General features: G+C 42.6%; 12 protein-coding genes. 7 read left to right on the forward strand and 5 right to left on the reverse strand.

Annotated features, from left to right (window positions below):
* Nucleotides 1–2,832: a TonB-dependent receptor plug domain-containing protein gene (locus tag AC1HJP_RS13560; protein ID WP_480362284.1), complete on the forward strand. Its 2,832-nt coding sequence runs from the start codon at nt 1–3 to the stop codon at nt 2,830–2,832.
* 21 nt (nt 2,833–2,853) lie between these two features.
* The gene (locus AC1HJP_RS13565; protein ID WP_480362285.1) at nt 2,854–4,941 is read left to right on the forward strand and encodes a basic secretory protein-like protein; all 2,088 of its coding nucleotides are present in this window, start codon (nt 2,854–2,856) and stop codon (nt 4,939–4,941) included.
* A 124-nt stretch (nt 4,942–5,065) separates the two neighbouring features.
* On the opposite strand, the gene AC1HJP_RS13570 is transcribed toward AC1HJP_RS13565, so the two are convergent.
* From AC1HJP_RS13570 to AC1HJP_RS13580, 3 genes are all read right to left on the reverse strand, one after another.
* A complete protein-coding gene (locus AC1HJP_RS13570) occupies nt 5,066–6,205 on the reverse strand; it encodes an energy transducer TonB (RefSeq protein WP_480362286.1) in 1,140 nt (379 codons plus the stop codon).
* A gap of 368 nt (nt 6,206–6,573) precedes the next feature.
* The gene (locus AC1HJP_RS13575; protein WP_480362287.1) at nt 6,574–7,203 is read right to left on the reverse strand and encodes a LysE family translocator; all 630 of its coding nucleotides are present in this window, start codon (nt 7,201–7,203) and stop codon (nt 6,574–6,576) included.
* 22 nt (nt 7,204–7,225) lie between these two features.
* Entirely contained in the window at nt 7,226–7,774 is a 549-nt protein-coding gene (locus tag AC1HJP_RS13580) for a hypothetical protein (protein WP_480362288.1), read from the reverse strand.
* Between the two features lie 178 nt (nt 7,775–7,952).
* Here AC1HJP_RS13580 and AC1HJP_RS13585 point away from each other — a divergent pair, with 178 nt between their 5' ends.
* Nucleotides 7,953–8,831: a LysR family transcriptional regulator gene (locus tag AC1HJP_RS13585; protein ID WP_480362289.1), complete on the forward strand. Its 879-nt coding sequence runs from the start codon at nt 7,953–7,955 to the stop codon at nt 8,829–8,831.
* Nucleotides 8,832–9,146: 315 nt separating this feature from the next.
* Here AC1HJP_RS13585 and AC1HJP_RS13590 read toward each other — a convergent pair whose 3' ends face one another.
* Nucleotides 9,147–10,697: a basic secretory protein-like protein gene (locus AC1HJP_RS13590; RefSeq protein WP_480362290.1), complete on the reverse strand. Its 1,551-nt coding sequence runs from the start codon at nt 10,695–10,697 to the stop codon at nt 9,147–9,149.
* 409 nt (nt 10,698–11,106) lie between these two features.
* Entirely contained in the window at nt 11,107–12,102 is a 996-nt protein-coding gene (locus AC1HJP_RS13595; protein WP_480362291.1) for a LacI family DNA-binding transcriptional regulator, read from the reverse strand.
* A 201-nt stretch (nt 12,103–12,303) separates the two neighbouring features.
* On the opposite strand from AC1HJP_RS13595, the gene AC1HJP_RS13600 reads away from it, so the two are divergent.
* From AC1HJP_RS13600 to AC1HJP_RS13615, 4 genes are read left to right on the forward strand one after another with little or no spacing between them, the layout of a single operon-like run.
* Nucleotides 12,304–14,706, forward strand: coding sequence for a GH92 family glycosyl hydrolase (locus AC1HJP_RS13600; protein ID WP_404395994.1), 2,403 nt, complete (start codon nt 12,304–12,306; stop codon nt 14,704–14,706).
* Nucleotides 14,707–14,717: 11 nt separating this feature from the next.
* Nucleotides 14,718–17,258 (forward strand): GH92 family glycosyl hydrolase, encoded by a 2,541-nt coding sequence (locus AC1HJP_RS13605; RefSeq protein WP_480362292.1) that lies wholly within the window; start codon nt 14,718–14,720, stop codon nt 17,256–17,258.
* A 2-nt stretch (nt 17,259–17,260) separates the two neighbouring features.
* Nucleotides 17,261–18,469 (forward strand): sugar MFS transporter, encoded by a 1,209-nt coding sequence (locus tag AC1HJP_RS13610; protein ID WP_480362293.1) that lies wholly within the window; start codon nt 17,261–17,263, stop codon nt 18,467–18,469.
* Nucleotides 18,466–19,464 (forward strand): carbohydrate kinase family protein, encoded by a 999-nt coding sequence (locus AC1HJP_RS13615; protein WP_480362294.1) that lies wholly within the window; start codon nt 18,466–18,468, stop codon nt 19,462–19,464. Before AC1HJP_RS13610 ends, AC1HJP_RS13615 begins: the two co-directional genes overlap by 4 nt.
* Nucleotides 19,465–19,468 lie beyond the last annotated feature (4 nt).

Here is a 19,468-nt window from a genome sequence, read left to right on the forward strand (position 1 = left end):
ATGAATAACAACAAAATTTTAATGCTATCGCCGTTGGCACTGGCCGTGTCTTTGTCGATATCTGCTTCTGCAACTGCAGCAGAGCAAAATCAGGTCGAAGAAAAAGTTGAACGTATTGAAGTAACGTCTTCACGTATTAAGCGTACTGAACTTGAGGGTGTTACAAATATTCAAACGATTTCATCTGCAGATATGGTTAGAAGTGGTTTCACTAATGTTTATGAAGCGTTAAGTAGTGTGACTGCGGCTAATGGCCAGATCTTAGGTGAAGTTGAAACGGGTTCTTACACGCCGGGTGCCAAAGAGCTAAAGTTGCGAGGCTTAGGCCCTGAGTACACGCTGATCCTAGTAAACGGAAAGCGTTTAGCCTACTACCCAATGCCTTACGGCGGTCAAACTAACTTTGTTAACCTTGATATGATCCCAACAGCCATGGTTGAACGCATTGATATTCAAACCGGTGGTGCATCAGCGATTTATGGTTCAGATGCGATGGCGGGTGTTGTTAATATCATTACGAAAAAAGGCATAGATTCTCATTATGTTGATGCCTATTATGGTCAAGATACTTATGGAACGGGCGCTAAAAAAGGCTTAACTTTTGTTGGTGGTTTCCAACAAGACGAGTTCACATTTGATTATGCACTAGAGTATAAACATACTGATCCTTTGCTATCAGGTGACAGACCTTACCATGATAGTGTGTGGGACAACCCAGATCCAAAAGCACACCACGAAACAAACCGTTCAATCACGGTTTGGGCTGACAATACCGAGTATAAAAACCAGTATTCTGCGCAGTACTGTAACTCTGAGCAAAACCCGCATCCACGCGCTGTACAGCATTTTATTGAGCGAAATAGTTATGGTGCAAGCTGTGGTTGGGATGAAACCAGCGATAAGTTACTTCGAAATCAATCAGAAGCATTCAGTGTTTACATCAACTCAGAATATCACTTAAACGATCAGCACAGCTTATTTGCGAATGGCTTCTATATCGATCAAGAGAAAAAAGGCCGTCGTAACACCTTCTTCTGGGGTCATCATGAGTCAATTCACGGTGGTACATTCTGGGATCCAGATATCGAAAACCAAGAAGGCACGCTGGGTGCACCGGTTAAATACATGTGGCGAGTGGTTGCAGATGAAGAATATACCGAAGATGGTTTAGGTCGTACGTATAACGACACGTCACTGTCTTTCAATGTGGGTATAAAAGGTGAAATAGGCGATTATTATTACTCAGTAGGTTATAGCCGTGCAAACTATGACTTCAACGACCGTTATTTACATCACACTAATGAAGGCAACCGCTTGGTCAAAGGCCAGCAATACGGTGAAGTAAATGGCATGCCAGTTTATCGTCCTAACTATGAAATGTGGTTTGCGCCGTTAACACCAGACACTGCAATGCAAATTGCCGATTGGGCAACGTACGACGGTAACTCGTTTAATAACACGTTTACAGCTGACATCACAGGCGACTTATTTGAATTACCTGCTGGGGCCGTTTCTTTTGCCGCGTACGTTGAAGCGATGAATGAAGGCACGCGTGCAACGCCAGACGCGCGTATTCTAAATAAAGAATTTGTGGGTTTGACCGGTGTTATTACTGAAGGTGAACGTGACCGTTATGCTGCTGCAATGGAGTTTTTAATTCCTGTTACTGAGCAGTTTGATGTAGAAGCGGCTGTTCGTTACGACCATTATGACGACATTACCGATGTAGGCGGTGCGCCAACTTATCAGCTTGGTTTTACATACACGCCAGTTGAATCTTTAGTACTTCGCTCTGCTTATAGCACGACATTCCGCGGCCCGAGTATGTCTTCGGTGTACCAAGGCTTCTCAGGAAACTTTGGCTCTGGTAACGACCGTATTACCGCCGATGCGTGTGCTGTATTAGCTGCTCAAGGTGAAGTATCAGGTTATGTAACCGACGCGCTAACAGCGACCTGTGAAAACGTCGATTTATCGAACCCACAATTGGCTTCATTGCAAGCGAGCTTCGAGACGGTATCTGCGGGCGATCCAACTTTGAAAGAAGAAACTGGCCACTCGTTTACAGCAGGTTTTGTGTATGAATATTCAGAGAACCTTTCGTTCAATGTTGATTTTTATGACATCACGATTAAAGACAAAATCAAAGTTCTAAGTGCGGGTAGCATTCTTGGAACAATGTGGGAATGTAACGAAGGCATTCAAGATCCAAACTCACAACTGTGTAAAAACACCGAAGCGCGTATACAGCGTTATGATGAGAATGGTAAAGGTACAGATCGCCTTGGCAACCCGATTGCTGGTGATGCCTATACGCCGCACTCAGTGCGTCAAGGTTATATCAATGCCTCAGAAACTCAAGACGGCGGTATTGATCTAGGCGTGCAAGGTTTATTTGATACTGATTTTGGAACGTTCCGTTATAAGTTTGAGTACAACAAAGTATTGAAGAAGAAAGAACGCATTGAAGCGGCTGATCCACTTAAAGATATCTTAGACGATCAGAACAATTACGATTTCAACGATACCGCGAACTTTAGTTTAACGTGGCAAAAAGAAGATACCTCGATTTCATTGTTGAGCATGTACAGAGGTGAAATGTGGAACCTTGGCGTGTATGGCGAGCGTCAAAAGCTACCAGCTTGGTACCGTCATAACCTAACTTTCGGTCAATTCATTGGTGACAACACCCGTGTGATTTTCTCTGTAAAGAATCTGCTTAATGCGATGCCGCCGCAAGACGAAACCATGGGTAACTATCCGTTCTACCTAGGTGGTAACTACGACAGCATTGGCCGCGAGTTTGTATTGCGTATGACTTACGAGTTCTAACAAGAATAATAAGGAACGAACATGAATAAATTTACTTTATCAGCGCTGGCGTTGTCGGTATCGGCGATTCTGGTTGGCTGTAATGATGGCTCAGGTTTTACCTCGACACAAACCGAAGCAGAGCAAAGCACGCAAGTGACGGCGGCTGCGGGGTCAAGTGCGCTGCGCAATATGTCACAAGACAAAGGTGCAGAAATCGAAGCTGTATTGGCCGAAGGAGTGACTTCACCAGATGGTGAACAAGTTGGAAACTTAATCGACGGTAATCACAGCAGCAAATTCTTGGCCTTTGATAAAAAAGCCACAGTGATCTTCAAAGCGGCGAAAGCAGCTGCTTTGCAAAAATACCACTTTGTGTCGGCAAACGATGAGCCTAAACGTGACCCTAAGAACTGGGTAGTATATGGCTCAAACGACAAGCAAGAATGGGTTGAAATCGATTCTCGTGCAAATGAAGCGTTTACAGGTCGCGCAGAGTTAAAAGAGTACGAACTTGAAGGTGAGCAAGAAGCTTATCAGTACTTTAAATTTGACTTAGAACACGGCGGTACCGACAGTTATGGCGCAGACATTACTCAGCTTGCAGAGCTTGAATTAATTGTGATTGCTGAAGCGCCTATTGTGTCGTTTGGCGCGTCTAACTTAACGCCTGAAGTAGATGAGCTTGTGGTATTTGAAGATACCTCTCTAGTCAATCCAACAAGTTGGCAGTGGACGTTTGAAGGCGGCACGCCTGCAACCAGCACTGAACGTAAACCGCTTGTTCGTTTTAACGAATTAGGCGCGAAAACGGTGACTTTAGTTGCTAAGAACGACAAGGGTGAATCTGAGCTAGTTAAAACTGACTTCATTCGTGTCTGGGATCCTGCGAGTCCTTGGGCAGGTTTCCCTCAGCCAACAGTGACATTTACCAAAAATAAACCTGAGCATCCTGGTCAAGCAGTACTTGAGCGCGTTATGCCAGACTTAGAAGCAGAAATTCACCGAATTTCTGAGTTGATCGCAAAGCGTTTATTCAACAATGTCACCGAAATTAACGTATTTGAATCGGTGGAATTTATTACCGATGAATATGATTTCCCGGCGGCAAAAGGTGGCACAGACAAACAAATGCAATTGATGTTTGATCTTAACCATATTGCTAATTTAGAAGGCAAAGGCGATCAAGCTATTCGTGACGAGATAATAGGTGTGCTTTGGCATGAGCTGACCCATGGTTACAACAATGTACCAAACACTGGCGATTACATTGAAGGCACCGACTACCATACTTATCTAGAAGCACTTGCTAACTTTATCCGCATCGAAGCGGGTTTCTATGAGCATGGTCGAGCAAACATTGATTGGTTAGATGACATCAACAAAGATGCCTATAACCAGACTTCATTCTTCTTAGAATGGGTGGTGAACACCAACCGTAATATCGACTTTATTAAAGCACTGAATGCGGCGGCGAAAGCGCTTCCTAAGTGGTCGTTTGATGCTGCGTTTAAGCATATCTTTGGTGAAAATCGTGGTCTTACAGAGGTTGTTGGTGAATACCAAACTTACCTTAAATCACTTGGCAAAGTACCTCCTTACCCAACACCGGTTGTGGGCTTTAACAATGCTGTACAGTTTGACGGTGTAACCGTGACGACCAATGCAAGCCATATCGGTATTTGGGGAGAAGGTCCTGAAGCGCTGGCTGATAACGACATTCGCAAGAAATTTAATGCGGTTGTCGAAGCGCCTTGGTGGGTACCAGAATATCTTCCAGATATTTTACCGATTAATGAAGTTGAAGCAGTGAATGCTGATTTTGTATTACCACAAGCGGTGAATGTAGCGAAATACTCGATTGCCACAGCCAGTGACAACGAAATTCGTTTCCCAACGAGCTGGCAAGTATTTGGTTCAAATGATGGTGAAACATGGACGCTAATCGATGAGCAAACATTTACTGCTTTACCAGAGCTGGTGACGACTTACACCTACGAGCTTGAAAAGCCAGTTGACGTGCAACACGTTCGTTTCTCATTTAAGAATGAGCGACAAGGTGATGGGATTGGCGGTGACAACGGTAGATTAGTGCAAATCGGTGAAATCGCGATTTGGACACAAGATTAATATCTTCTCTATTGTTTCCCTAGATTATTAATGTGAGAGTCAAAGCAGGCCTTTCGGCCTGCTTTTTTCGTTTAATATTTTTGCTAGGCAAAATGCATAAGAAGTATATGCAGCAATTTCAGTCTTAACCTCGGCTAATCTTATAATCTAATTGCACTGTCGAAACCGCTTCAACAGGTTCACCATTTTCAAATTTAGGTGCATAACGCCATTGCTCCAGCGCTTCAACAGATGCTTTTTCAAAACCTTCCTCGGATGAATCCATTACTTCAATATCTTTAACAAACCCTGATTTACTGATTGTAAATTGCAGCTTTACCCAGCCACTTTTCATCCTACGTACCATATTTGATGGATACTCAGGGTGTGCTCTGTATAACGGCTCTTGTTCTTGATTATCTTTCCAAGGCACCATTTCTGCTATGGCTAAACAATGTTTAGTGGCTTTATCACTTTGACCTGATTTCTCATATAGGCCTACTAGTTTGGAATGTGCTGTGAGTTCAAAAGGGTGATCAAAATCGAGATTCTGATCAAAGATTTTCACAACATGCTCCAATCGATTTATTGCGGCTTTTTTTCTGTTTCTTGCTTCGTCTAAAGATGCAACCCACATATCTGAAGTGAGGCGTTGCACAGATATTTCTGGTAAGTGCGCCTTATTTATCTCATCATTTCTGCGGATTAATTTTCTTGCTACAGGTACAGTTTTGCCATTCCTTACTGCGAGTTTAATTGCTTCATGGTAGGCGACTGAAGCAAACTCATAATCTTTCTGTTTTTCTGCTTTTTGTGCAATTTCTTTTAAACTATTTAGCGCTGTCCTACTGTTTTTATCAAATGTAATTTTGGCAATTGGTAGAGTTACATCAAAAGTTGTTTTTAGATTGTCTTTATGGTGAGTTTCAACAATTTTTAAATTGCTTTCTAATAGAGCAAGCTTATCAGGGTTTTTGTTATCTAATGCATTTGCATAGTTAATTGCAAGATTAACAGTATTGATGTCATGCTCACCATAAAATTGCTGACCAATTTCATATGCTTGTTTTGCTGATTTGATAATACTTTCTTTATCACCCGATTTAACTGCTGTTTGATACGCTTTGTAATGTTTTTTAAACGCTGAATTTAAATCTGAGTTTGATGCGAAACTCTCAGAGGTTACTAACAAGGAGAGAAAAGAAAAAGCAATTAATGTCCTGTTCATTATTTTTATTCCTAATTTTGTATTTTTTGATTTTATCAACCACAATCTAAAGTTCATAATAGCTTTGTCCCTATTTTGGTTCAATTTTGGCTATGGATATGAAACTTAAGTTTTATAGCTGAATTTTAATAGTATCATCCCACCTGCAGCCGAACTATCTATTAAATCAGAGAGATAACTATATATTTAAGAAGATGTACTTTCCAGTTACTATGTTGAGCTGCTACTAACCAATCTCTTAGTTTTTTTGAATTGTGTGTTCGAGAGATTGATTGTTGCAAGATTGAACGGTTGTTTGGATAGCCCACTTGGTGTTTTTTGAGCTCGGTATTTAAATCTGAACTTGATGAAGCAAAACATGAAAACATCAAAGGGCTCAGTTTGTTATCGTTTAAGTTTTGTATAATACAAATACTTATAAGTACCTAAATTAGAGTCTCGGCAGCCATGAAAGCTGCCAATAAAAACATAATACTACCCGCTACTTTATCCTGCCAGTTTACAGCGCTTTGCTTTACGTTTATTTTCTTCGATATTTTGCCTGATGTAATGGCGATAAATGTATCGCAGAGTAAAGTAATTAGTGTATAAATTATACCCAACACTAAGAGTTGCATTGAAATAGAAGTCGTATTTTCAGACACAAACTGAGGGAAAAAGGCAATAAAAAATAAAGCTGTTTTTGGGTTTGTGATCTCAACAATAAAGCTCTGCTTCATTATATTTCGATTAGACAGACTCTGAAGTTCAGGCTTTTCAAAGCTGTGAACATTAGGCTTAAAATATTGCCAGCCAAGATAAACTAAATACAACGCCCCGATTATTTTCAAACCAGAATAGAGAAGCGGGGCATGAGCAAATATCGCTGATAAACCCAAAATTGTTGCTATGACATAAGCGAATGACCCAATAGCCATACCAGATGCAGCGGCGATACCCGCTGATGGACCCTGACTTAGACTGCGAGCGGCAATATACAAAATAGACGGGCCTGGCGTAATACTTAGCGCAAAGCAAACAACTGAAAAGGCAATAAGTACTTCGTGGTTTAGCATAGATATTCCTATTTTAGCCTGATTACTGAAAATCTTTGGTTTCTAAATACAATTGAGTCATGTCCTTTAGAGAAGCTGAACCAAAGTTTGAGGCGGGGGCAGCATATTCTGTTTTGATGAGCTCGACATTACTATTTTGTTTTTGACATGGATATGAAAAGATCTGGTCAAAACTTGGCGTTGCTGTAATTTTATGGACAAACAAGCAGTGTTGCTCAGTCGCTTTAATATCGAAAAAATAGCCATTCTGACTTTCTAATGTTATATCTTTATTTAAAATTATTTTATTGATTTTAAAGCTGTCAGCTTCATGAATACGTTCTCCTCCACGTTCAAAATGCCCGTCATAAGTATCGGCTAAGAAACTCATAATACGGCCTTGTCTAAGAGCATTGAGTGACAGTGTCTCAGGGAAAAGTGTAATCAATTTATGCTTCTTTAACTTATTGAGTAGTTGTTTTTTTCGATGGGCTGCGACTTGTACGTGAAAAATCAGTTGAACCGCATGTTTGCCTTTAGGCATGGGCAAATGAGAAGCGAATAACTGTTCTTCAAGATTAAACAAAACCATACCGTGGGTACCGATTGTGTGATCGTGCTCACTACTTTGTGCAAATAACGTAAAGCTGAAAAACAATAAAATTAGGATTGTGTATTTCATTTATAACCGTAAATAATTGGGAGTATTGCTTTAGGATACGGTATATTTAATTCTAAATCGTTTCTAATTTGTTTTATTAAAGTCCAAAATGGAAATAGCAGATCTTAAAAAGTTTTTGGTGATTGCGCGTCATCAAAACCTCCAAAAAGCAGCACTCTCTCTAGACATTACGCCAAGTGCTTTATCTAAATCACTTAAAAGGTTAGAAGCGTCTTTAGAAGTTAAATTGTTTGATAGGGTGGGTAAGACGCTACGCTTGAACGAGCAAGGAGAAAAACTACAACCAAGGGCAATCGCACTTACTGACCTTGCTGCGGATACACATCAAGCCTTGAGAACCAATAAGATGCCTTTAGTTTGTAAAGTCGCTGCGCCAAGCATTCTACAATTTAAATGGGCTTGTGTGCTTGGCCGTCAAGCGGGTAAACAGTCGCAAATGTTACTCGAGTTTGATACAGAATTTGAAGCGGAAGCATTACAAAAATTGGTAAATGGCGAGGTTCAGCTAGCTATCGTGACAGGAGAAGTGTTGTCTAATCTTCCTGATGGGATTAAATCGATTGAGCTTGGAGATATTCAGATGCAAGTTGCTATGGGGCACTCTCACCCTTTAGCTATGAATACTATTGTTTCTGTTGAGGAAGTTGTGGCACATCCTTTTGCAGTACCAAACACATCGCCGTTTTGCGGAGAACAAAGAGGCGTTGGCTGTGATGGTTGGCAGTTAAGGCATTTTACCCGTCAAGTTCAGTGGGTGGTTAATGACTATGCTGTATTGAGTCAACTGGTAAAAGGTGGTCAAGCTCTGGCATTTTTGCCTGATTTTATGATCAGAGAGTGGCAACTTAAAGCGGTTAAGGTGACGAGCGGTGATTTGTCTTATAAAGAGCACGTTTTTTTACTGGCTCAGCAAGACTGTTTACCTTGGGTGAATGCACTAATAAATAAAGTATTGGGCAAGGATTAATGAATAAACGTTCATCCATATCATCAATAAAGTCGATGTGAACGAGCAGAACCCTTGAGCTGTTGGCTTTTATGAACCAATGGGGTTTAAAGTTGTTTCTCGTTCTCCTTTAGATGAGATGGGGAAACCATTTCCCTCTCATACTGCGTCAAAAGAACTTTCAATAGCGCACTATTGATACATTCCTTCTCTTTGTCTGAATGAAAAATGTCTAACTAGATTTATTTATAGTTTTACTAAGAAATGGGGTTTAAACAATCTAACGTTATAACCCCATTTTAGGTTGTTGAGCGTTTGCTATTTGGCCTTTTTCAATTAGTACTGTAACTGACCGCCACTATTTATAAAGTTAGCGTATTCATTCCATACATCTTCGACACCACGGCCTAAGATCTGTCTAAATGACGCATCGAACGACCAAGTGTAATTACCCATGTCTTTCGCCGACTTATTAAATTTGTAGATAAATTCATTGTCTAAATGGGTTTTAACATAGTGTAAAAAGAAACCTGTTCCTTCATAGCCAGTTAACCACTTTCTAGGATCTAAGGTGCTTGGCGTACGAGTTTTGTGGAAACCTGCACCAATACGCACGGCATCAGCTAACCCTTCGGTAAACGCCCAGTAAGCTTGACCATCGCCGTAGTTGTCATGTGTGAGCGGCGAATTGTTGTAACCATGAGTCACTTCGTGGAATAAGATACCATCGATTTCGTCTGAAATCGCAGAGTCAGAATTTCCACCCTCACGATATAAACGCTCAAGGTGTGCAGTACTGACGACTATGGTCATTTCACCCGAACCATCTTGACCCATTTTATATGCGACAAAGTCTTGGCCCCAATGATCTTTTGTTCTTAACTCAAAACGTAGTTTTCTGAAACGTTCAGACTCAATTGGATCTTTATATAGAATTTTAGCGACATCAACGCAGCGCTGTGCCATATGACCAGCAGGATCGGCAATAATACGTTTAAACAATTGTGAGCCGATTGTTTCTGGGTTTACATCAACAAAATCCACCACGGGTTTTTTCCATAAACCATCGTTAGGATCAGTGACATCTTGTTCAGTGATGTCGATATTGACGTTTGTTTGCGAGTAGCCGTAAACCGACACATAAAGGTTTTGTCCAGATCCTTCACAGTTTTCTGTTGCGGTTGGAGTAATGCTTTGGCAAGTGTAACTTTGAGTCGTCGCAGGTGCACCTAAGTTGATATATAAGTCTGCATCACCGCTGCCAGATGTTGAGGCGCTTACTTTGCCTGCGACGCTGAAAGGACCGAAATGCTGCCATTGACCTTGGCCTAGGTTCAAAGACTGGTTGATTGGCAGTGTTGTTCCATTATTGTTATCTGTGCTCTTACCAAATAGTTCAACTTCGGCCAGTTGCACAATGCTTGCGCCATGATTAGATGAAATATTTAAGCGAATATGTTTATAGGCTTGATTGCTCGATACAGAATATTGCTTGCTTTGATATCGACTTGAAAAGCTTTGACCCGCTTGGCTATCAATTGTTTGCCAATTAATGCCATCGTTTGAACCTTGTAACTGCCAATTCTGTGGATCACGGCTCGGTGCATCGTTTGCTGAAGTCAGCGTGTAGCCATTGATAATTTTCGCCTCATTGAGTTCATAGCTTAGCCAAGCAGTAGGAGAAAACGCTAGCCATTTACTGTATTGGTCGTTATCAAATGCTTTGTCCGCAGTTTCGTATGGTGTGTTTTGTTCAGACGCGTTAATAATCCCATTTGGTAACGTAAGATCTGTATTTAACGAGGTAGATGCAAGTGTGTTGAAAGTTAGGCCTGCGAAAGTAAGTGCTAACGCGATAGGCGTTTTAAGATGTTTGTTAGATGTCATAACTTGTTCCCATTGAAGTTTTTGTAACGTTCCAATTTTTAAGTTTTAAAAAAGCAAAATGACGTATTTTTAATTACTTTATCATTTTGGAACGTTCCTAGATGATTGACATTATTTCGCAAGGGATCAACCTTTAATTTACAAAATTTTTACTTTTAGGTGTGTTTAAGGTACTAGAATGTTGAATCTATTGAAAAAATCGGCATGTATAAAATTTGGGTATAAGTTATAAAATAATCGAAATGGCTAGGTCGTTCTATGCAAATGAATAAGGTTATTGAAAGAGAGAAGCTGTTGGAGAAAATGAGAGCAACACGTTTGAGAATAAAAAATAACTGGGGCCGGCCTCTAGTTCACAGCCTATTCATGACGCAATAATGGCGCCATGAATAGAACTTGGTTTGAACAGTTATGAGCTGCGTTCTATTAGCTCTACTGGGACTTGCGTTAATCCTTCTTGCGTGTCGTTTTTCAAGATATGACACACGGCTTTAGCGATATCGTTGGCATCAATTTTTACTGTGCTCAGAGGCACACTCATTAATTTTGAGTCGTCCAAATCATCGAAGCCGATCACACCGATATCAGCACCAGGCTTTAAGTTTTGCTCGGCTAGATATTCAATCACGCCATAAGCCACAATGTCGTTAAAGCACACTACTGATTCAACTTGCGGCACTTGAGCTAAGCATTCTGACATGGCAAGTCGACCACCATGACGGTTTGTGGTGCTATTAAACACCCAAGTTTGTATGTCATTTTGCTCTTTGGCGGCTTTGTTGAAACCAGCTAAACGTTGATGGTAATCCGATATCGCTGCATCACCACCAATGAAGGCGATGTTCTTATGGCCGCGAGCCATTAACGCTTTCGTTGCGTTGTATGCACCCATTTCGTTATTTGGTAATACACAAGGTACTTGGCTGCCATCTACTTGACGCATGATGCTGACCACTTGCGTATGCGGCTTTTGTAATTGATTAAGCCAGCTTGCTTGGGTGTTAGGCGTTGGACAGATAATAAAGGCTTTCACACGGTATTCTTGCAGTTTGGCTACAATTTGCGTTTGCGTTAGGGCATTTTCGCTGGTGTTAACGAGTGTTGCCATTAAGCCTAATTCTCGAATGTGTTTTTCAAGGGCAACCGCTAAATTTGCAGAATAAGGGTTGGTTAAGTCGTTGATCACAATAGCGACTAAATCTGAAGACTTACTGCGCATCGCCGCGGCTTCTCGATTATAAACGTAGCCTGTTTCTTCGATGGCTTTGAGTACTTTTTCTTTTGCACGGTCGCTGGCTTTATCGCTGCCGCGTAAAACAAGTGACACTGTAGACTTTGAAACACCCGCTACTCGGGCAACGTCATGTACAGTGACAGACTGCTTGTTAGTATTATTTGTTTTCAAATTTTGGCTATCTATAGAATGTGATTGTGCCTGTAACAGCGCCAACCAGTGATTAATTTTGTCGCAATGGGTTGTATTCTAGCAAATCGATCAGTATATTCAAATTATTCTTGGAACGTTCCATTTTACCTTTAATAGGAAATTAAAGGATAATCGGTTCATTCCAATATATTTTTAGGTTATTTGGCAAAGAGGCAAACAATGAAAACGATAAGCCACGGGTGGCACAGTGCTAAACGCATGACTTACTCACTCGTCACAGGCGGTGTGATGATGTTAGGTGCGACACAAGTTGCAGCAAACACGCAATATGTTGACCCATTTATTGGTACTGGCGGTGACGGCCATACTTTTCCTGGTGCAGTTGTACCCTTTGGTATGGTGCAGTTGAGCCCAGATACCGACTCAGTATTTAGAGGCATTGACCCGCAGCCAGAAATTTACAAGCGTTGTGCGGGCTATCATTATGACGACACCACCATTGTTGGTTTCTCGCATACCCACTTTAGCGGCACGGGTCACTCAGATCTTGGTGATTTACTAATGATGCCAATCACGGGCGAAGTGAAGTTAGAGCCGGGTAAAGCTGACAATCCAGATGCGGGTTATCGTTCTCGCTTTAGTCATGACAATGAAACGGCAAAGCCGGGTTATTACCAAGTTTGGCTACAAGACTACAAGGTGAATGCTGAGCTGACAGCGACTACCCGTGTAGGCATGCACAAATATACCTTTAAAGAGCATGATAAAGGCAGCGTGTTAATGGATTTAACGCACAGCATTTATAATTTCAAAAACAAAGTAATTTGGAGTGATGTGCGCGTTATCGACGACCGTACTATCTTAGCTTACCGTGCGACTAATGGCTGGGCGAACAATCGTCAAATGTACTTTGCCATTGAGTTCTCAAAACCGTTTAGCGATATTGAGCTGATCAACCTAGACAACACACGCTACCGTTGTAATGGCTGCTTAACCGAAGGTAATGGCAAAAAGCCATCGACCATTGTTAACTACAAAATCCCAGAAGCGGCAGGTAAAGCCATTAAAGTGGTTGCAGATTTTGAAGGTCTAAAAGGCGAGCCACTGATGGTGAAAGTAGGTATTTCAGCGGTTAGCAAATCAAATGCACTTGAAAACTTAAAGACTGAAATTCCGCATTGGAACTTCGATAAAGTGGTTAAGCAAGCAGACGAAACATGGCACAAGTCACTTGATAAGTTTGAAGTAGAAGGCTCGCTGTCTGAAAAGCGTCAGTTCTTCACGTCGGTTTATCACGCACTGCAAGCACCGAGTGTATATCAAGACGTAAACGGTCAATATCGTGGTGTTGATGGTGAAATTCACCAAGCGAAAGATCACACGCACTATACGTTATTCTCACTATGGGACACGTATCGTGCACTGCATCCATTATTAACTTACATTGAGCCTGACAAAGTATCTGACATGATCTCTTCAATGCTTGATCATTATCAGCAGAGCCATGACAAAATGCTGCCTATCTGGTCGTTCCAAGCCCATGAAACATGGACGATGATCGGTTATCACGCGGTATCAGTGATTGCCGATGCGTATCTAAAAGGCATTCGTGACTTCGACGTTGAGCTTGCTAAAAAAGCCATGATCGATACTGCAAACCACCCGCATTACGATGCCATTCCTGAGTACAAACAATATGGCTATGTACCGTTAGACGTGCTACCTGAGTCAACCTCTATCACTTTAGAGTATGCGTACGATGACTATACGATAGGTCAATTCTTCACGGCGCTTGGTGATAAGAAAACAGCGGCTGAATACTATGAGCGTGCTACATATTACAAAAACGTGTTTGACCCAGAAGTACGCTTTATGCGTGGTCGCATGAAAGATGGTTCATGGAATCCAGATTTTGATCCGCAAGAAGCAAAATACATGGGTGCATTCACCGAAGGTAACAGCTACCAGTACAGTTTCTATGTACCACAAGACGTGCACGGTTTAATTAAGCTAAAAGGTGGCGACAAGAAGTTTGTTGAGCGTCTAGATGAGCTTTTCGAAACTGAGCTGTCGTACGAAAAAATCAAAGAGCATGAAGACATTGCAGGTCTAATTGGTCAATACGCTCACGGTAATGAGCCAAGCCATCATATTGCCTACCTTTATAATTATGCGGGCGAGCCTTGGCGTACTCAGGCACGTATTCGTCAAATCATGGATACGCTGTCTTCAGATAAGCCTGATGGTCTTGCGGGTAACGACGATGTAGGCCAAATGTCGGCGTGGTATATCTTCTCGGCAATGGGTTTCTACCCAGTGTCACCGGGCGATTTAACTTATGCACTAGGTGCACCGCAATTACCGAAGATTTCTTTAGCATTGGCAAACAACAAGCAATTTACTGTGGTTGCTAAAGGTCTGTCTAAGAAAAACAAATATGTAAAAGAAGTTCGCTTAAACGGCAAAAAACTTGAGCGCAGCTATATCACTCATGATGACATCATGGGCGGTGGCAAGCTTGAATTCACTATGTCGGCTAAGCCTAACAAGTCATTTGGTCAATCACTGTCGGCACGTCCGCCGTCAATGAGTAACCCTGTGAACAACAACTTCTTAAAATAAGAGACAGAAGCATGAAAAAGACATTCTCTCGTTCATTGCTTCTTGTTACGCCGGCGGTTTCGCTGAGCCTTGCGCTCAGCGGCTGCGGCGATAACCGCAATGAAGATGCACAAGCAAAGCCTGCTGAGCAAGCAAACAGTAAAGGCATTGCATATGTGCAAGATCCAGCCAGTTTTGTAAATCCATTTATTGGTACCAAAGGGCCATTTAACCATCGTCAAGCGGCTAACGTTGTGCCGGGTGCTGTGCAGCCATTTGGTATGTTCAACTTTGGCCCTGAGCACGCTTACACCGAAGCGTTAATGAAAGAAAGCGAAGGGATCAGCAAGCGCATCAAAGAAGACAATGTGCGTATTCCAGTCTCACCGGGCGGCTACAACTGGCAAGCGACGCGCTTGAAAGGTTTTTCTTTTACTCGTTTGTCAGGCACTGGGTGTTTAGGTGCGTCAGGCGATGTACCAGTATTACCGTTTAACCAAGCCATTAAACATTCTCCTGCGACCGATAAAATTAACGCCTATTATGGCGCGAACTTTAGCCACGATGATGAAACAGCCATTCCAGGTTATTACCAAGTTGGTCTAGATTCGGGCATTGATGTACGTTTATCAGCAACAGATCGTACTGGTATTGCCGAATTTACCTTTGACTCGCCAGAGCAAGCCAAGCTGATTTTTAGAACGGCTTATTCTCAGTTGGGCAGTGGTGATGCGTTTACCCAAGTGGATTTAGAAAAAGGTGAGGTGAGCGGTTATGTCACAAGTGGTAACTTTTGCGGTTACTTAGGCGAATATAACCGTCGCGATTATTACACACTACACTTTGTGGCGAAAATTGATGCGCCGATCACAGGCAGCGGTGCGTATATTGATGACAAGGTAGCAGCCAATGAGACTTCTAGCCAAGGCGGTATGGGCTATGGTGAAACCGGAGTACCAGAGTGGGGTAAAGGCTCAGGTCTATGGGTCGATTTAGATGTTAAAGCAAAACAACCTGTGACAATGCGTGTCGGTATTTCATACGTAAGCTTAGACAATGCCCGTGAAAACTTAGCAAAAGAGCAAGGTCAGCAAAGCTTTGCGCAAATAAAAGACAAAGCCTATGCGGGTTGGAACGATGCGCTTAGTCGCGTGAAAGTGAAGTCTGACGATCAAGACTTACTGACAACTTTCTATACGGCGTTATTCCACAGTCAATTCCATCCAAATATTTTCAGTGATGTGAACGGTGACTACCGAGGTTTTGACCAGCAGGTCCATAAGATCACTGACAAGCAAACAGCGCAGTACGCGAACTTCTCAGGCTGGGACGTGTATCGTTCACAACTGCAATTAGTGAGCTTAACGCACCCACAAGTTGCCAGTGATATTGCGCAGTCGCTATTCAATCAAGCCAATCAATTTAATGGTATTTGGGACAGATGGACCCACAACAATGGCCCAACAGGGGTAATGAGTGGCGACCCATCAGCGATTGCCATTGCCAACTTTGTGGCATTTGGCGCGGATAAGTTTGATATTGAAGGCGCGTACGAGTCTTTATATAAAGCTTCAACAGTGCCAACAGAGTACGATTTATCAGATGTGGGTTGTCCGGTGTTCTGTCGTGGTCAAAAACCGTCGTTAGATGAGTGGCTAACGCTGAATTACTTATCTGATCAATCTAATTCGTGGGAAGGGGCGAGCGAAACCTTAGAGCAAGTCTCTGCTGATTTTGCCATGTCACAATTTGCAGCGCGCTTAGGTAAAGACGCACACAGCACTGAAATGCTTACGCGTTCAGGTTATTGGAAAAACCTTTATAACCCTAAAGCGACCGCAGAGCTTGGCTTTATACAAGGCCGTAATAAAGATGGTAGCTGGAAAGAAGCGTTTGATCCATTCAGTGGCCACTTATTTGTCGAAGGCAGCCCTGCCCAGTATTTATGGATGTTACCGTTCGATGGCCAAGGGCTAAGCCGAGTATTAGGTGGTGATGAGGTGATGTCTGATCGTTTAGATTCACATTTGCGCAAACCTGATGGCACTTGGGTGTTATATCGTGATTCAGCGCAATATGCTGATGTATCGAATCAGCCGTCAATTGCCACGCCTTGGATGTATTTATACACAGGCGATGCGTATAAAACGCAGCAAACGGTGCGTGAGACCATGAAGCAACTTTGGCATAACTCAGTGTCAGGTATTCCGGGCCAGGACGATTTAGGTCAGATGTCATCTTGGTATGTGTTCTCGGCATTAGGCATGTATCCGTTCTATCCAGGTCGTGCAGACATGGTGTTATCAAGCCCAGTATTTGAACAGGCACAAATTGGTAATTTAACCATTAAAGCACCTGCTGCAAGCGCCGAACACATTTACATTAAAGGCTTAAAAATCAATGGTAAAGACACGATGAATAGCTGGATTGACGAGTCATATATTCGTACCCCGCAGCGTCTAGAATTTACCTTAGATACTCAGCCAAACCCTGCGTTCGGTGGCGCACTTGAGCATCGTCCACCATCTTATTCAGTTGCCGCTCCTTCGGTAGCAACTTCTGAGGCGAATTAATCATGGCAAAACAAATTAATCAAAAAATGGCGTTTTATGCCATGACCAGTTTGTTTTTTATCTGGGGTTTTATTACCGCGTTAAACGACATTCTGATCCCATTCTTAAAAGCAGAATTTTCACTGAGCTATACCCAAGCTATGTTGGTGCAGTTCTGTTTCTTCGGCGCTTACTTTCTGGTGTCGCCATTGGCTGGTCGTGTGGTAGCTAAGTTTGGTTATCGCAATGGCGTGTTCATTGGCTTATCAACATTAGCTCTAGGCTGTTTGCTGTTTATTCCTGCAGCAAGCGTGAAAGAGTACGCGTTATTCTTAGGCGCACTATTTGTACTTGCAGGCGGTATTACCGTGCTGCAAGTATCTGCAAACCCTTATGTTAATTGCTTAGGCGAACCACAGCATGCGGCTAGTCGCTTGAATTTGGCGCAGGCGATTAACTCGCTGGGTCATACCGCAGGGCCACTGTTTGGTACTTTTTTTATTCTTTCAGCAACCAGCAGCAGTGCCGGGGCAGAGCAGGTGCAACTGCCTTATTTCTTAATTGCACTGGCAGCCATAACGGTAGCTTGCTCATTCAAGTTTATCGAACTGCCTAAGCTAGATTTTGAACAGCAAAAAGACGTTGAAGTGAGCGGCTCAATTTGGCAGCAAAAGCATCTTGTTATGGGCGCACTGGGTATTTTCTTATACGTGGGTGCTGAAGTGTCTATCGGTGGTTTCTTAGTGAACTACTTCGAACGCCCTGAAATTGGCGGTTTGACAACAAAGCAAGCGGGCAACATGGTGGCTTACTATTGGGGCGGCGCAATGATAGGTCGTTTTATTGGCTCAATCTTAATGCGTAAATATGCGCCTAGCTTGGTATTAGCCTTGAATGCAGTGATGGCTGTGGTGCTATTGATGGTCACTGTGTTTAGTACCGGCAAGGTTGCAATGTGGAGCGTATTAGCGGTTGGTTTCTTTAACTCAATTATGTTCCCAACGATTTTCAGTTTAGCAATTCGTGGTTTAGGTCAGTTAACGGCAAAGGGCTCGGGCTTATTATGCCAAGCCATCGTTGGCGGTGCAGTATTCCCTCTGTTGCAAGCGGTTGTCGCAGATAAGTTCTCAGTCCAAGTGAGCTTCTTAGTGCCGGTATTCGCTTATGTCTACATTCTATTTTTTGCTATGAGCCAATATAAGGGTCGAGCGCAAGAGGTAAGTGCAGCATGAGTGGGGTGTTATGTTATGGCGAAGCGCTGATCGATTTTTTGCAGTTTCAAAGTCAAGAACAAGATGGCTTAACCATTAACGATTATCGACAATTTCCCGGTGGTGCGCCTGCCAATGCAGCGGTGGCCTTGGCCAAACTCGGTGGGCGGGCGCAATTTGCCGGACAAGTGGGGAGCGATCAGTTTGGTGAGTTTTTAATTCACAGCCTTACGCATTACGGTGTTGATACTCAGTTTACATTAAAGCATGAGACTGCACCGACGCCTCTGGCCTTTGTGCATTTAGATGCAAGTGGCGACAGAAGCTTTACCTTTATGCGAAAAGACAGCGCTGACCTTTTGCTCACACCTGAGCAAGTAAGCGAAGCGTGGTTTGCAAACAATAGCCTAGTGCATTTATGTAGTAATACACTGACTGAATCTGGCGCTGCTAAAACCACGCAAACTGTGCTTGAACAAGCAAAAGCGTTGAACTTACAGGTATGTTTTGATGTGAACCTGCGCGCCAACCTTTGGAAAGATCAACACATTAATATTGCGTTGGTGAACCAAGTGGTGAAACAAGCCGATATCGTCAAGTTTGCTAAAGAAGAGTTTGAACTGTTATCACAAGGCAATCCTGAGCAGTATTTAGCTGATTGTTTAGCGGCAAATTGTCAGCTTATTTTGATCACCAATGGCGGTGATGAGATTGAGTATGTGAGCAAACAATTCCGTGGTCTTGTGAGCCCTGCGAAAACGCAGGTGGTTGATACCACAGCCGGTGGTGATGGCTTTATTGGCGCGATTCTATACTTGCTCAGCGAAAACATCCAACTTGAAAGCTTAATGCATAGTGAAGCACACATTCAAAGTGCTGTGGCTTTTGCCAGTTGCGCAGGCGCAATTGCGGTGTCGACGCAAGGTGCATTCCCTGCATTGCCAAGCTTCACACAAGTCAGCGACTTATTTAACGAACAATTTAGTGGCACATACGATGCTGCCTTTTTAGAGTAAAACA

Source organism: Pseudoalteromonas sp. NFXS53 (assembly GCF_056629255.1).

Excerpts from the sequence above, each read along its gene's own strand:
- AC1HJP_RS13610 (WP_480362293.1), top strand. The coding sequence starts at position 17,261 with ATGGCAAAACAAATTAATCAAAAAATGGCGTTTTATGCCATGACCAGT.
- AC1HJP_RS13585 (WP_480362289.1), top strand. The coding sequence starts at position 7,953 with ATGGAAATAGCAGATCTTAAAAAGTTTTTGGTGATTGCGCGTCATCAA.
- AC1HJP_RS13570 (WP_480362286.1), bottom strand. The coding sequence starts at position 6,205 with ATGAACTTTAGATTGTGGTTGATAAAATCAAAAAATACAAAATTAGGA.
- AC1HJP_RS13575 (WP_480362287.1), bottom strand. The coding sequence starts at position 7,203 with ATGCTAAACCACGAAGTACTTATTGCCTTTTCAGTTGTTTGCTTTGCG.
- AC1HJP_RS13580 (WP_480362288.1), bottom strand. The coding sequence starts at position 7,774 with ATGGTTTTGTTTAATCTTGAAGAACAGTTATTCGCTTCTCATTTGCCC.
- AC1HJP_RS13590 (WP_480362290.1), bottom strand. The coding sequence starts at position 10,697 with ATGACATCTAACAAACATCTTAAAACGCCTATCGCGTTAGCACTTACT.
- AC1HJP_RS13565 (WP_480362285.1), top strand. The coding sequence starts at position 2,854 with ATGAATAAATTTACTTTATCAGCGCTGGCGTTGTCGGTATCGGCGATT.
- AC1HJP_RS13605 (WP_480362292.1), top strand. The coding sequence starts at position 14,718 with ATGAAAAAGACATTCTCTCGTTCATTGCTTCTTGTTACGCCGGCGGTT.
- AC1HJP_RS13615 (WP_480362294.1), top strand. The coding sequence starts at position 18,466 with ATGAGTGGGGTGTTATGTTATGGCGAAGCGCTGATCGATTTTTTGCAG.
- AC1HJP_RS13600 (WP_404395994.1), top strand. The coding sequence starts at position 12,304 with ATGAAAACGATAAGCCACGGGTGGCACAGTGCTAAACGCATGACTTAC.
- AC1HJP_RS13560 (WP_480362284.1), top strand. The coding sequence starts at position 1 with ATGAATAACAACAAAATTTTAATGCTATCGCCGTTGGCACTGGCCGTG.